Source organism: Marinomonas sp. NPDC078689, from assembly GCF_044542435.1.
Classification (GTDB): Bacteria; Pseudomonadota; Gammaproteobacteria; order Pseudomonadales; family Marinomonadaceae; genus Marinomonas; species Marinomonas arenicola.
The window spans coordinates 85,956-100,297 of the sequence record NZ_JBITUJ010000002.1 but is presented as its reverse complement, the minus strand read 5'-3'; the positions used below and the strand labels follow the sequence as shown (position 1 = coordinate 100,297).

The window sequence follows — 14,342 nt, the reverse complement described above, 5'->3', positions numbered from 1 at the left end:
GTTAAATGGCGGTAGGGTTGCAGGATTTCCCCAATATCCCAGAAATTAAGGGTGTGAAGATTGGGTTCGCTGAAGCGGGCATTAAAAAGCCAAACAAAAAAGACCTTGTTGTTTTTGAGTTGTGTGAAGGGGCGGTTGTTGCAGGCGTTTTCACCCAAAATGCTTTTTGTGCGGCGCCGGTTCGTGTTTGTCAAAAGCATTTGCTTGGCTCTGATATTCGATATTTGTTAATAAATACGGGTAACGCTAATGCGGGTACTGGTAAGCAAGGTATGGAAAATGCTTTGCTGACGTGTCAGGAGCTTGCTCGCTCTGCTGGTGTGGCCGCAGAGTCTGTTTTGCCTTTTTCTACCGGTGTCATTGGTGAGCCTTTGCCTGTTGCTAAAATCCTAGCGGCTCTGCCGACAGCCTTGTCTTCTCTTGAAGGGGGTAATTGGAAGGCGGCGGGTCTTGGTATTATGACGACAGACACCTTGCCTAAAGGTTCTGTTAGGACGTTTGAGTTTGACGGACGTCGCTATACGGTTGCCGGTATCTCTAAAGGTGCTGGCATGATTCGCCCTAATATGGCGACTATGTTGGGTTATGTGTTTAGTGATATTGCCCTTGATAAAGCATTGCTTCAGCAGATGTTATCGTCTGTGGTGAATAAGAGCTTCAACCGTATTACCGTTGATAGTGATACTTCTACTAACGATTCTTGTATTGCGGTCGCGACTGGTGCGGCAGGTAATGATCTCGTTACGGATATTAATTCGCCTTTGGCGCAAGCCTTTTTAGCGGCCTTTACCGAAGTTATGCAAGAGTTGGCGCATGCCATCGTGCGTGATGGGGAAGGTGCCACCAAGTTTGTCACTATTAAGGTTCAGGGCGCTAAGCTTGAGTCAGATGCGACAAAAGTGGCGTTTGAAGTGGCGCACTCTCCTTTGGTGAAAACGGCGTTGTTCGCGTCTGATCCAAATTGGGGTCGTATTTTAGCGGTCGTGGGTCGTGCTGGTGTTGAGGCATTGGATGTTGATAAGGTGCAGCTTCATATTAACGGCTTTGAAATCGCGCGAGATGGCTGTCGTTCGCCAGATTATCTAGAAGAACATGGTCAAGAAGCCATGGCGCCAGAGGAAATTCAGATTCAAATTGATCTGGGTGCCGGAGATTCTTCGGATACGGTGTGGACAACGGATTTCTCTCACGAATACGTGACCATTAATGCGGATTACCGAACCTGATGTTAGTGCGTGTAGCGGCTGGGATTATCCTTCGGGAAGATCAGGTGTTTATTGCTTTGCGTAAGCGTGATCAGCATCAAGGTGGTTTATGGGAATTTCCAGGCGGCAAGTGTGAGCCGAATGAGACTCCCTTGCAGGCTTTGTCTCGTGAGTTGCTAGAAGAGTGTGGTATCAAGGTTCAGCACGCGGAGCACTTTCAAACGGTTGCTCATGACTATGGTGATAAGCAGGTTGAATTGATTTTTTATACCGTGTCTCAGTTTTTGGGTGAGGCGACAGGGAAGGAAGGTCAAGAAGTGTGTTGGGTTGCTGTGTCAGAGCTTGCTGATTATGACTTTCCGGAAGCGAATCAGATCATTGTGAAGGCTTTGTTAGCAGGTTAATTGTTAGCGATCTGCAGTAAGCGTATAAAAAGCATCGTAAGTCATTACGGTGCTTTTTTTTGCCTTGCTGATTGTTTGGGTTTTCTAGGGATGAAAAAAAACGACCGCTACGAGAATGTAGGGTCGTTTTATTTGTGCTTATCAGGGTTAGCCTTTTAGCATTTTCGCAAGGATAGGGTTGACCATTCCTGGGTTTGCCTTGCCTTGAGAGGCTTTCATGACTTGGCCAACAAAGAAGCCAATCATTTTCTTCTGTTTGTCGGGTTCTGCGGCACGATACTGTTCAACTTGGGCGGCATTTGCGTCCAAAATGGTTTGGATCATGCTTTCGATTGCACCAGTGTCAGTTACCTGTTTCAGGCCTTTTGCATCGATAATCTCATCCGCAGAGCCTTCGCCGTCCCACATTGCTTGCAATACGTCTTTCGCTGTTTTGCCGTTAATAGTGTTGTCTTTAATGCGAGCAAGTAGCTCGCCAAAGGCGTTGGCATCCACTGGCGAATTGGCGATGTCTAATTGGGACTGGTTGAGTAGCTTGCTTAGCTCGCCCATCACCCAGTTGGCCGTTAGTTTAGGATCTTGGTTGACCTTGTTGGCGGCTTCAAAGTAATCCGCCATTGCGCGTGAAGAGGAAAGAACATGGGCGTCATAGTCGCTCAAGTTGTACTCGCTCTGGAAGCGCTCTGCTTTTTGACTTGGTAGTTCCGGTAGGTTGGCTTTTATCTGGTCAACGTACTCTTGGGTCAAGACGATAGGCAGTAAGTCAGGGCAGGGAAAGTAGCGATAATCGTTGGCGTCTTCTTTAGAGCGCATGCTGCGAGTTTCGTTTTTCTCTGGATCGTAAAGGCGTGTTTCCTGAATAATGCGGCCGCCATCTTCGAGAATGTCTGCTTGACGTTCAATTTCGGTGTAGATGGCTTTTTCAATAAAGCGGAAAGAATTGACGTTTTTGATCTCGGTGCGAGTACCGTATTCTTCCTGACCTTTTGGGCGTAGCGATAGGTTAATGTCGCAGCGCATTGAGCCTTCCGCCATATTGCCGTCACAAATGCCAAGGTAGGTTACGATGGAGTGAATCATCTTAACGTAAGCAACGGCTTCTTTTGCGGAGCGAATATCGGGTTCTGAAACGATCTCTAGTAGCGGTGTGCTAGAGCGGTTTAAATCGATGCCCGTCATGCCTTGGAAGTCTTCGTGCAAAGACTTGCCGGCGTCTTCTTCAAGATGGGCGCGAGTGATGCCCACGCGGGTTGTGGTGCCGTCTTCTAGAGTGACGTCTAGGTAGCCCTTGCCAACAATCGGATGGTCCATTTGGCTAGTTTGGTAGCCTTTTGGCAAATCTGGGTAGAAGTAGTTCTTGCGAGCAAACACGGACGTCATGCCGATTTCTGCATTGATTGCGTGACCAAACATAACGGCCATGCGTAGCGCTTCTTTGTTGAATACAGGTAAGGCGCCAGGCATGCCTAGGTCAACCAGTGTGGTTTGTGTGTTTGGCTCGGCGCCAAACCCTACTGCCGCACCAGAAAATAACTTTGATTTAGTAGAGAGCTGAGTATGAATCTCAAGGCCAATAACAACTTCCCAGTTCATGCTTATGCTCCTTTTGCCATAGTAGGTGTTTGTAGGTGCCAGTCAGTATTTTGTTGATACTGGTGCGCTATGTTCAGCAACTTGGCTTCAGCAAAGTAATTGCCCATGATTTGTAGGCCAACAGGCATGTTGTCGACAAAGCCTGCTGGAACAGACATAGCAGGGATGCCGGCAAGGTTCACTGAAAGGGTGTAGATGTCTTCCAGATACATGGCCACAGGGTCGTTTGTTTTACTGCCAAGATCGAAAGCGGTAGTCGGTGCAACAGGTCCCATGATGACATCAACCTCATTGAGTGCGTTGACGAAATCTTCTTTGATTAGGCGACGGATTTTTTGTGCTTTTAAGTAGTAAGCGTCGTAATAACCTTCTGAAAGCGCATAGGTACCGACCATGATGCGTTTTTGTACTTCGGTGCCAAAGCCTTCTGCGCGAGAGCGAGTGTACATGTCGAGTAGGTCTTTCGGATCGTCACAGCGATGGCCAAAGCGAACGCCATCAAAGCGAGATAGGTTGGAAGACGCTTCAGACGGCGCAATGACGTAGTAAGACGGAATGCTTAGTTGAAGGTTTGGTAGGGACACTTCTTTCACGGTCGCGCCAAGCTTTTCGAATTCTTTTACGGCGGCCATTATGGTGTCGGCGACCTTGGCGTCTAAGCCGTCACCAAAGTATTCTTTTGGCAAGCCGATTTTAAGGCCCGCTAGTGGCGCATTTAAGTTGGCTAGGTAGTCTTCTTTAGGGGTTTCAGAAGAGGTTGAGTCTTTGTCGTCAAAGCCCGCCATAGCTTGCATTAGGTGGGCGCAATCTTCAGCGCTTTTTGCCATCGGGCCGCCTTGGTCTAGGCTGGAGGCGTAGGCGATCATGCCAAAGCGAGAAACGCGACCGTAAGTCGGTTTAAGGCCAGTGATGCCACAAAAAGAAGCCGGTTGGCGAATGGAGCCGCCAGTGTCTGTGCCAGTAGCCGCAACGGCAAGGCCTGCAGCAACCGCAGCGGCGGAGCCACCAGAAGAGCCACCAGGAACCTTGTTTAGGTTCCATGGGTTTTTAACGGCGCCATAGAAGCTGTTTTCATTAGAGGAGCCCATCGCGAACTCGTCCATGTTGGTTTTGCCTAGCATGACAGCACCCGCTTGTTGAATGCGGCTGGTGACGGTCGATTCGTAAGGTGGGATGAAGTTGTTCAGCATTTTGGAGCCACAAGTGGTTAAAACGCCTTGGGTGCAAAACAAATCTTTATGAGCAATCGGAATGCCGGTAAGGCTGCTGCTACTGCCGTTTGCAATGGCGGTGTCAGCGGCTTTCGCTTGTTGTAGGGCAAGTTCGTCACTGATGGTGATAAAGCTGTTCAATTGCGGGTCGAGTGCCTGAATGCGATCTAGAAATAGGCGAGTCAATTCGACGCTGGAAATCTCTTTGTTGCGCAGTTGTTGCGCGAGGGTGGCAATGCTTTGTTCAAACATGGTTGGCTCTCGTTATTCAATCACTTGTGGGACTAGGAAAAGACCGGCTTCTGTTTGTGGCGCGTTGGCCAAAAAGGCATCGCGTTGATTGACCTCGGTCACTTCGTCTTCGCGTAAACGCTGTGTCATTTCAAGTGGATTAGAGAGTGGGGCAACGCCATCGGTATCAACCGATTGCATTTGCTCTACCAGTGATAATACGCTGGATAGGGAATGTTGGTACTGCACGGCATCTTCCTCGGTGAGGGCGAGGCGAGCCAAGTGTGCTATTTTTTGCACGTCTTGCTTGTCTATGGACATGTTCCACCTGATACTTGATTGTCGAAAATGGCTCCTATTGTATCCCTTAGTTAGTTTGCTATAAAGGCGCTAGGGGGAAAAAGGCCTTCGTTTTTGTTGAAATCAAAATTTTTCGTATAAACAATGAAATACCTAAAGAGTTTTTGCATATTTGCGATGAATCGGCTTGCCGAATGTGTAAGCGATTGTTACATTTTGACGCTGTTCGTATCGTATTCATTAGGGTGTGGGATTACATGTTTAAAAAAATTAGGGGAATGTTCTCTAGCGATTTGTCGATTGACCTAGGGACAGCTAATACCCTTATCTACGTTCGCGACCGTGGTATCGTTCTTGATGAGCCATCTGTAGTAGCTATTCGTCATAACGGCAATCAAAAAACAGTCGCTTCTGTCGGCATGGATGCAAAGCGCATGTTAGGGCGTACGCCTGGTAATATAACGGCAATTCGCCCAATGAAAGACGGTGTTATCGCTGACTTTCATGTTACCGAAAAAATGCTCCAGTATTTTATTTCTAAAGTTCACGAAAATAGCATGCTTAAGCCAAGCCCTAGGGTTCTAGTATGTGTGCCTTGCAAGTCAACGCAAGTAGAGCGTCGTGCTATTAAAGAGTCTGCCTTGGGTGCAGGTGCTCGCGAAGTGTATATTATTGAAGAGCCAATGGCCGCAGCGATTGGTGCGGGTCTTCCGGTTGCTGAAGCATCTGGTTCTATGGTGATTGACATCGGTGGTGGTACAACTGAAATTGCGATCATCTCTTTGAACGGTATTGTGACTTCTGAGTCTATCCGTGTTGGTGGTGACCGTTTTGATGAGGCGATTACAACTTATGTTCGTCGTCAATATGGCAGTTTGATTGGTGATGCGACGGCGGAGCGAATTAAAACAGAAATTGGTATGGCGTATCATACTGGCGAAGAGTTACAGATAGACGTTCGCGGCCGCAACTTAGCAGAGGGTATTCCTCGTTCTTTCACGTTAAGCAGCACAGAAATTTTAGACGCTTTGCAAGAGCCGCTGGCTCAAATAGTGCAAGCCATTAAAGGGGTGCTAGAGCAATCACCACCTGAATTAGCCGCTGACATTGGTGAAACGGGTCTCGTCTTAACTGGCGGTGGTGCTTTGCTTCGTGAAATCGATCGTTTGATTAGCGAAGAAACAGGTTTGCCTGTGATTATTGCTGATGATCCGTTGACGTGTGTTGCACGAGGCGGCGGCATGGCGCTTGAAATGATGGACAAACATGCCTCAGAGCTTTTTACTGCTGAAAATGAGTAATAGCTAGGAGCTACACCATTAATAATTTGCTTTATTTTAATGGCAAGATATCCGGCACACGCTTTGTTGTGCTGGTGATCTTATCAATCGCGATGATAGTGGCGGATGTCCGCTATTCTCTGTTTGCCCCCATTCGTCCTTATCTCACCTGGCTTGTTGCGCCGATACAAGTGGTTGTAAATACCCCTCAAAAAATTCTCTATTGGACCAGTGATCATTTGGCGAGCCGTGAAGGCTTGGTGGATGAGAATCAGGCATTAAGCCAAGAAATACTCATCTTACGCAGTCGCTTGCAAAAGCTGGATTCGTTGCAAGCCGAAAACGTGCGCTTACGAGAGTTGTTAGACGCCTCTCAGCGAGTCGATGAGAAGATTGTAATGGCCGAGGTTATTGGTTTTGATCAGAATGCGTACAGCCATAAAATCCTAATTGATAAAGGCTTCTCTTCTGGCGCCTATGTTGGTCAACCGGTTTTGGATGCGACTGGGGTACTTGGTCAAGTCGTCGAAACCTCAGCCTATACCAGTCGTGTGTTATTGATTGCGGACGCCAGTCACTTTTTACCCGTACAGTTGTCTCGTACTGGTTTTAGAAGTGTGTTGCGTGGTGTCGGGGATTTAAAACATATGAAACTGATGAGTGTGCCGCATTCTGCTGATATTAAAAAAGGCGATATTCTCACTACGTCAGGTTTAGGTAAGCGGTTTCCGAGCGGCTATCCTGTAGGGGTCGTGCGCGCTGTGACACATGTGCCAGGTAAACCTTACGCAGACGTGGATGTGGTGCCTCTTGCGCAGCTCGGGCGCAGTCGTCATGTGATGTTAATTGAAAAGCCTAAGTCGGAGCGTCAATGAAATCGTTTTTTGTCTTTTTTGTGACCTTGCTGGCCGCACTAATGCTAGAGGCGATGCCGCTTCCTGAATCTTTGGTTTGGTATCGCCCTGAATGGGCTTTGTTGGTTATTTTATACTGGGTTATTGCGCTACCATTTCGTGTTGGTGTGGGCGTTGCTTGGTTTTTAGGTTTGATGGTGGATTTGCTGCAAGGTGGAATCATAGGTCAGCATTCTTTAACCTATGTTCTGATTGCCTTCTCGTGTGCGATTTTTTACAAGCGCTTACGAATGTACCACCGTTGGCAGCAAGGTATTTTTGTTTGTTTGCTCGTCAGTATCAATCAGTTGGTTGGTTTCTGGGTGGATCATTACCTGGGGAATGCTGAGCCGACCTTGATGATCTTTATGCCGGCGATTGTGACCGGCTTGCTATGGCCTTGGTCATTTGTAATATTGCGTAGTGTGCGTCGTATTTACGCTATTCGTTAGATTGTTTAATTAGGACGTATTTATGCTTGTTTTGGCCTCGGCATCGCCAAGAAGAAAAGAACTGTTAGGGCAATTGGTGAGAGAGTTTGACATTTGCCCAGCAGACATTGATGAGACGCCTTACCAAGGTGAGGATGCGTCCGCTTATGTAAAGCGCATGGCCCATGAAAAAGCCTTGGCGGTTTCTGACAAATTATCGCAAGACAAGACGACGTCGTCTCTTATTGTGTTGGCTTCAGACACCAGTGTGGTGGTCGACGGGGTTATTCTCGGTAAGCCGGCCGATTTTGAAGAGTCAAAAGCGATGCTTAGGCTGTTGTCTGGTCGCGATCATCAGGTGATGACCTCGGTTTGTCTTTATGATGCAAAGCGTGAACATTTGCAATTAACGAATGTCGTGAGTGACGTGTCTTTTCGGGCCATCTCAGACGTTGAAATCGCTCAATACTGGCGCAGTGGCGAGCCTCAAGATAAAGCAGGCTCATACGCTATTCAAGGCTTGGGCGCTGTGTTTGTTCGCGCCGTCTCAGGCTCTTATTCGGCTGTTGTTGGTTTGCCGCTTTATGAGACCTCTCAGTTGCTTGCTTTATTTGGTATTCATTCGCTAGAGGAAATGTCCCATGAGTGAAGATGTATTAATCAATGTCACCCCGATGGAGATTCGAGTTTCTCTTGTCGAAAATGGCGTGCTGCAAGAAGTGTATATCGAACGCTCTAGTCGAAAAGGCATCGTAGGCAATATCTATCAGGGTAAGGTGGTGCGAGTGCTGCCCGGTATGCAGGCGGCGTTTGTGGATATCGGCTTAGAAAGAGCGGCGTTTATTCATGTTTCTGAAGTGGCCGATCGCGATGCGGTCAATCCGAGTGACCAGATCGGCGATTATTTGCGTGAAGGCCAGTCGCTGGTTGTTCAGGTGACAAAAGACCCCATTAGCACTAAGGGCGCGCGTTTAACGACCCATTTGTCGATTCCTTCTCGTTATCTTGTTTACATGCCAGATCAATCTCATGTTGGTGTGAGCCAAAGAATAGAAAATGAAGAAGAGCGTGAGCGTTTGAAATCATTGATTTCTGAGGCGTTAAAAGACGCAGATGAAACCAATGGGTATATTCTTCGAACAGCGGCTGAACGTGCTGGAGAAGAAGAGATATTGGCTGATATCAAGTTTTTGACACGACTGTGGCAATCCGTAAAACGACGCATTAAAGTGGCCAAAGCGCCGTCTGTTATTTATGAAGATTTGCCTCTGCATTTACGAACCATGCGTGACTTGGTGAGTTTGACGACGGAGAAAATTCGCATAGATTCGCGCGAGAATTTTACGAAATTGCGGTCCTTTGCAGAAGATTTCATGCCTGAGTTAACGGAGCGTATTGAATACTATCCGGGTGAACGCCCAATCTTTGATTTATACAGTGTCGAAGATGAAATTCAGAAGGCGCTAGATCGTAAGGTTCAGCTTAAATCGGGGGGTTATCTTATTGTCGAACAGACCGAATCCATGACCACCATCGATGTGAATACGGGGGCGTTTGTTGGCAGTCGTAATTTAGAAGAAACCATCTATAAAACCAATTTAGAGGCCGCGACCTCAATTGGTCGCCAGTTACGGTTACGTAATCTGGGTGGCATTATTATTATTGACTTCATCGACATGGAAGACGAAGAGCATAAGCGCCAAGTGCTGAGGATGCTCGAAAAAACCTTAGAGTCTGACCATGCCAAAACCAAGATTACCGGAGTGTCCGAGCTTGGTTTGGTGGAAATGACTCGAAAACGAACGCGAGAGAGTTTGGGGCAAACGCTTTGTGAGCCTTGTCGTTCTTGTCGGGGAAGTGGTTTGGTCAAAACGCCTGAAACCGTATGTTATGAGGTGTTCCGTGAAATACTCAGAGCGGATCGTGCTTATGACTCTCAGACTTACACGGTATTGGCGGCCAGTTCAGTGGTGGATCGCTTTTTGGACGAAGAGAGTGTGGCAGTGGCTGAATTGGAGGACTTTATTGGTAAGACGATTCGTTTTCAGGTTGACCCTATCTATACACAAGATCAATATGATGTCGTTCTTCGATAATAGGTTGTAGGTGCTCAGGATGAAAAAGCAACTGCAAGGATGTGTTTGTGGCGTATATTGGTTCGTTATCGGTGTGGCGGCCTTGCTTGCTGTGCTGGTTGTGTCTGTTAAATTGCTGTTGCCATGCTTGAATGATTACCGCACACAAATAGAAAGTAATTTAAGTCACTTAACTGGCTATCAGGTGACGCTTGATAGTATCGGCGGGCACCTAGAAGGGGTTGACCCTACTGTCTCTATCAATGGCTTGGTGATGTCTGTTAATGGCTCACCTGCGGCGAGCGTGGCTGAAATACGAGTGCGCATCGACGCCATTAAATCCCTGCTTACTTTCTCCCCTCAATTTACTTATGTGCGTTTTGTTAAGCCGTCGTTGTCTTTGCAAGAGCGTGCCGGTCAATGGGCTTTAAAGGGCTCAGCGCCTTCCTCTGATGTGAAGACTGATATTGGTGTAGAGCGTATTTTAGGCTACCTAACGGCGCAACAACGTTTTTCTGTGTTAAATGCCAATGTTGATCTGGTCAGCCAGCAATATGGTGATCATTCTGTCTCGATTCCCTCCGCCTATATTTTTCAACATACGCAATCGTCATGGATCAAGTCGACAGTGTATGTCGATGGTAACGCCACGCCATTTGATATTAATGCCAAAATTTACCAGTCGCTCGGTGTGTTCGGCGCGTATCAGGTCGACGCTAGCGTAGATGTGCCTAATATTTCTATTCCTTTTGGGGGAGAGTCTTCTTCTTGGGCGGCAAGCTTGTCTGATGCGGATTTTGCCGGCAAGCTTTGGCTAAATTATCGAGTGGGAGATGGGTTGAGTCTGCAAGCGAAAGCATCGCGCTTGATGTTGGGCTTCAATAACGGTGAAACCTATGAATCCGCCCCGTCTATTCGAGTTCGATATAGCCAGAAAAGAGGCGGAGCATTTGTCGATGTTCATCAATTGGCGCTGAAAGATGAGGCGGGTCAAGTTTACCCACCAATCAATCTTTCTTATGAGTGGTTGAAGACTTCGAATCAGTCGTACCTGTCGTTTAACCAATTGGATCTTGGTTTAGCGCATCGCATTGCCAAGCATTTTTTGCAACCAGAATGGCATGTATCAAAGTTGATTTCTGGGTTGGCGCCACAAGGGGTGGTCTCCAATGCGGCATTGCGTTTAGGTAAAAAAGGCGATGCTGTTTCTTATCACTTTTTAAGCAATTTACAACAGGCGTCAGTGGCGGGTTATCAAGGCATACCTGAGGTTAATCATTTAAACGCTGTGTTTAGCCTCACTGACGGTGATGGTTATATTCAGTTTAAGCAACAGCGTGGTGAGCTGGCGTTTCCAACCTTGTATGCAGATAAGTGGCAAGTGAGCGGGCTTTCTGGGTTGGTGGATTGGCAGTTGGTTCAAAACACCTTGGTGGTGAGTGGGCGCGGATTAAAAATTCACCGAAATGGCGCGGATGTCGATGGCGGATTTCGTTTTGAGTCTCGGCCAAATGCCCCAGACTGGTTGTCTCTAAGTATCCGAGGGCAGCATATCCCGATCGCAGATAGGCTTGTCTATTTGCCAGAAAATGCACTGAATACAGAGTTGAAGGATTGGATTGGCAGCGCGCTCTCTGACCAAGGAGAAGTGAATAACCTTGACCTTATTATTCAATCCGAATTGGCGGATGGGGCCACTCCAGACGTGCGTCTTAAAATGGATGTCAGTAATGCGCAATTAGATTACAGCAAAGGCTGGCCTGTTGCTAAGTCGCTTAATGGTCAGTTTTTACTGGATGAGTCTGGAGTGCATGTTGACGTTCATTCTGCTTCTTTGTCCGATGTGAAGGTGTCTAATATTGCCGTGAACGTGCCGATTAAAGAAGGTAAGGCAGATTGGCTGAGTGTATCCGGTAAAGTCGATCGGGATGCAGCAGAAGCCTTGAACTTGCTGCGTACTACACCATTGAACGACAGTGTTCTTGCGCCGTTTAAAACGTGGACCATCAAAGGCAATGTCGCTGCTGAATTTGATGTGTCGGTTCCATTGAATGATCAAACGCTGCAACCAAAAGCAACATTGGCCTTGGTGTTTAAAGATAACCCTATTTACATTGGGGATGTAAATCTAGACACACAAGTTAAGCAAGGAGAGTTTCATTTCTCTACCGAAAAAGGGATTACGGATTCGCATTTTGACGTTCGCGCTTTTTCAGGAGACTCCCATCTTGATCTCACGTCAGGGGTAGAAAGCGACGGTCGCATTAGTGTACTTGGGCAGCTTTCTGGTGGCGTTGATTTGCATCAGGTGGCTAGCTGGCAGAAATGGCCTGAGCAGGTGCTAAGTAATCTCTCAGGTGATGTGTCTTATCAAGGCACGCTGGAGATTAATAAGTCACAAGAAGGGCAAGTGGATTTGCACCTTAACAGTGATCTCAAGGGTGGGGTGGCGTCTTTTCCGAAGCCTTTTTCTAAGGTCTCCACGCAAGCCATGCCGTTGGATTTAAAGGTGATGGCGCATCAACAGGATGTCGTTGTGCAGGGCAGCCTTGCTGGTTTAGCGAAAGTGCGCTTGTTGGTTCGTTCGGGGGCGCTTTATGGGGGTGACTTATATTTGAATTCCAATAAGGCATTGCCCAAAGACATGCTGCCAGGTTTGGCTTTTGAAGGGCAGTTTGCCGCCTTTGATGTGGCTCAGTGGCAGGCGGTGTTAGGCACTTCGGTCAGTAACAAAACGACCAAGGATGCTCTGCCAAATGAGGGTTTTAAAGTGCCTGATTGGTTGCGCCAAGTGAATTTGTTGGTGGATCAGGTGGTGGTCAATGACCAGAATACATTGCACAATGTTAAGTTAAATTATGACGTTAATAAGGCAAAAGGGAAGTTTCAGGTCAGCTCGGATGAATTAAACGTTAAGTTTGACCATGACGCGGGTAAGCCGCGCTTCCATTTTGGTTATTTGAATTGGAATACAGAGAAGACCTCAGCAAAAGAAGAGGCGGATGCGCCGCCGTTTCATGCGAATCAAATCCCTAATATGCGTTTGATCATTGATCAGCTTTATATTAACCAAGCGCCATACGGTGATTGGAACTTAAATGTGATTCAGCAGGGCAATGAGCTGCGCGTGGATCCTTTTTCTTCAGGTTTGAAAAAAGGCACATTTGATGGTCATTTGGTGTGGCGCGACGATAAAAACGCCCCCAGCGTGACATTAACCATGGCGGTAAACGGCAAAGACTTGGCTGAGCTAACGGGTAAATTCTCCGATAAGGCCTTTGTGACATCGAAAAATTATAAAATCAATGTTGCGCTGAATTGGTACGGTAATCCATTTTATTTTGATCGTCCGTCTCTATCTGGGCGCATTGTTTTTGATGCAAAAGACGGTAATTTTGCTCAGGTTGATGAATTGCCGGGGTTCATGAAAATATTTGGTATTTTCAATGTTGAGGCATTAAGACGACGTTTGACGCTCGATTTCTCAGATGTCTATAAGCCAGGGTTGACCTACGACCGCTTTGAAGGGGCTTTCGAAATCAACAAAGGAATATTGAAAACAACCAAACCGTTACACATAGTGTCGCCAACCGCGGAAGTGACGGTGGAAGGCAGTGCAGACATTGCAAATGAGACCTTGGATGAGGTGTTGACCGCGACCTTACCAATTACTCGCTCTCTGCCATTGGCAGGTTTACTGTGGGGAACGCCTCAGCTGGCGGGTATCTTGTACTTAACGGATAAACTGATTGGCGACAAGATTTCAAAAGTGACCAGTGTTCAATATAAGGTACAGGGTTCTTTCGATGAGCCGATTATTACGCCAATTAAACATAAACCTGCGAAAAGAGTGGAACGCTAATGAAATCACTTCGTATTGCCGCTATCCAATTAACCAGTGTGGCTGATTGGTCTACAAACCTAGAAATGGTGAAAAAATGGGTTGGGTTGGCCGCGCAAGATGGCGCTCGATTGGTTGTGTTGCCGGAAAATGTTTTTTTGTTTGATGGAAAAGCCATGCGTGGTTTGGCCGACTCTGAGGCGCAAGCGGTGATTTTAAGCGCGGTTCGAGAATTGGCTATTCAGAATTCCATTTATTTGGTGGTCGGTTCACACCCCTCAGCCAGCCGTCCGAATGGTGACTGTGTTGAGAACAATCGAGTGCGTCAATCGTGCTTGGTGTTTTCACCTGATGGAGAATTGGTAAAGCGCTACGATAAAATTCATCTATTTGATGTGGCGGTCAACGACAAAGCTGGGGCTTACAAGGAGTCGGCGTCTATTGAGCCTGGTGATATCGAGACACAGATTATTGATGTTGATGGCTTTAAAGTGGGTTTGAGTATTTGTTACGACCTTCGTTTTCCGGAATTGTATCGCGCTCTGTCTAAGGCGGGCGCTGAGATCTTGTTGGTGCCTGCGGCCTTCACTTATGTAACGGGTAAGGCGCATTGGAATACTCTGTTGGCTGCCAGAGCGATAGAAAACCAGTGCTTTGTGTTAGGGGTGAACCAATGTGGTTGGCATAATGAAACACGACAGACTTATGGTCACAGTGTGTTGTTTTCTCCTACCGGTGAATCTTTATCTCACTTAGAAGAAGCGCCAGGGTATTTTGTTTGTGAGATTGATGATTCGTCATTAATTGAGTGTCGAGAAAGAATGCCTTGCATGTCGCATCGTCGCCTTTAAAAGGCAAAAAAAAACCTCATGGGCTGT

Annotated in this window: 12 protein-coding genes; 9 read left to right on the top strand and 3 right to left on the bottom strand. The window is 47.1% G+C overall.

Annotated features, from left to right (window positions below; genetic code table 11):
- The first annotated feature begins 5 nt into the window (after positions 1 to 5).
- Positions 6 to 1,226, top strand: coding sequence for a bifunctional glutamate N-acetyltransferase/amino-acid acetyltransferase ArgJ (gene argJ, locus ACIGBN_RS03620; RefSeq protein WP_396663694.1), 1,221 nt, complete (start codon positions 6 to 8; stop codon positions 1,224 to 1,226).
- Positions 1,226 to 1,609, top strand: a complete 384-nt coding sequence (gene mutT / locus ACIGBN_RS03615) for an 8-oxo-dGTP diphosphatase MutT (protein WP_396663692.1) — start codon at positions 1,226 to 1,228, stop codon at positions 1,607 to 1,609. Before argJ ends, mutT begins: the two co-directional genes overlap by 1 nt.
- Before the next feature lie 147 nt (positions 1,610 to 1,756).
- Here mutT and gatB read toward each other — a convergent pair whose 3' ends face one another.
- The 3 genes from gatB to gatC are packed head-to-tail and all read right to left on the bottom strand — an operon-like array spanning position 1,757 to position 4,965.
- On the bottom strand, positions 1,757 to 3,202 hold the full coding sequence (gene gatB / locus ACIGBN_RS03610; RefSeq protein ID WP_133003237.1) for an Asp-tRNA(Asn)/Glu-tRNA(Gln) amidotransferase subunit GatB: 1,446 nt from the start codon (positions 3,200 to 3,202) through the stop codon (positions 1,757 to 1,759).
- A gap of 2 nt (positions 3,203 to 3,204) precedes the next feature.
- The gene (gene gatA, locus ACIGBN_RS03605; RefSeq protein WP_396663690.1) at positions 3,205 to 4,665 is read right to left on the bottom strand and encodes an Asp-tRNA(Asn)/Glu-tRNA(Gln) amidotransferase subunit GatA; all 1,461 of its coding nucleotides are present in this window, start codon (positions 4,663 to 4,665) and stop codon (positions 3,205 to 3,207) included.
- 12 nt (positions 4,666 to 4,677) lie between these two features.
- Complete coding sequence (gatC, locus tag ACIGBN_RS03600) at positions 4,678 to 4,965, bottom strand: Asp-tRNA(Asn)/Glu-tRNA(Gln) amidotransferase subunit GatC (RefSeq protein WP_133003239.1); 288 nt, start codon at positions 4,963 to 4,965, stop codon at positions 4,678 to 4,680.
- 236 nt (positions 4,966 to 5,201) lie between these two features.
- Between gatC and ACIGBN_RS03595 the strand changes: the two genes are divergently transcribed.
- From ACIGBN_RS03595 to ACIGBN_RS03565, 7 genes are all read left to right on the top strand, one after another.
- Positions 5,202 to 6,245, top strand: a complete 1,044-nt coding sequence (locus ACIGBN_RS03595; RefSeq protein WP_133003240.1) for a rod shape-determining protein — start codon at positions 5,202 to 5,204, stop codon at positions 6,243 to 6,245.
- A gap of 68 nt (positions 6,246 to 6,313) precedes the next feature.
- On the top strand, positions 6,314 to 7,099 hold the full coding sequence (mreC, locus tag ACIGBN_RS03590; RefSeq protein ID WP_343772731.1) for a rod shape-determining protein MreC: 786 nt from the start codon (positions 6,314 to 6,316) through the stop codon (positions 7,097 to 7,099).
- Positions 7,096 to 7,569 carry a rod shape-determining protein MreD gene (mreD, locus tag ACIGBN_RS03585; protein ID WP_133003241.1) on the top strand — a complete coding sequence of 158 codons (474 nt, stop codon included), beginning with the start codon at positions 7,096 to 7,098 and terminating at the stop codon, positions 7,567 to 7,569. The genes mreC and mreD overlap by 4 nt, the downstream gene beginning before the upstream one ends.
- 22 nt (positions 7,570 to 7,591) lie before the next feature.
- Positions 7,592 to 8,197: a nucleoside triphosphate pyrophosphatase gene (locus tag ACIGBN_RS03580; RefSeq protein ID WP_133003242.1), complete on the top strand. Its 606-nt coding sequence runs from the start codon at positions 7,592 to 7,594 to the stop codon at positions 8,195 to 8,197.
- On the top strand, positions 8,190 to 9,644 hold the full coding sequence (gene rng / locus ACIGBN_RS03575; protein ID WP_133003243.1) for a ribonuclease G: 1,455 nt from the start codon (positions 8,190 to 8,192) through the stop codon (positions 9,642 to 9,644). Before ACIGBN_RS03580 ends, rng begins: the two co-directional genes overlap by 8 nt.
- Positions 9,645 to 9,663: 19 nt before the next feature.
- Positions 9,664 to 13,485 carry a YhdP family protein gene (locus tag ACIGBN_RS03570; RefSeq protein WP_396663686.1) on the top strand — a complete coding sequence of 1,274 codons (3,822 nt, stop codon included), beginning with the start codon at positions 9,664 to 9,666 and terminating at the stop codon, positions 13,483 to 13,485.
- Positions 13,485 to 14,315 (top strand): carbon-nitrogen hydrolase family protein, encoded by an 831-nt coding sequence (locus ACIGBN_RS03565; RefSeq protein WP_396663684.1) that lies wholly within the window; start codon positions 13,485 to 13,487, stop codon positions 14,313 to 14,315. Before ACIGBN_RS03570 ends, ACIGBN_RS03565 begins: the two co-directional genes overlap by 1 nt.
- Positions 14,316 to 14,342: the final 27 nt, after the last annotated feature.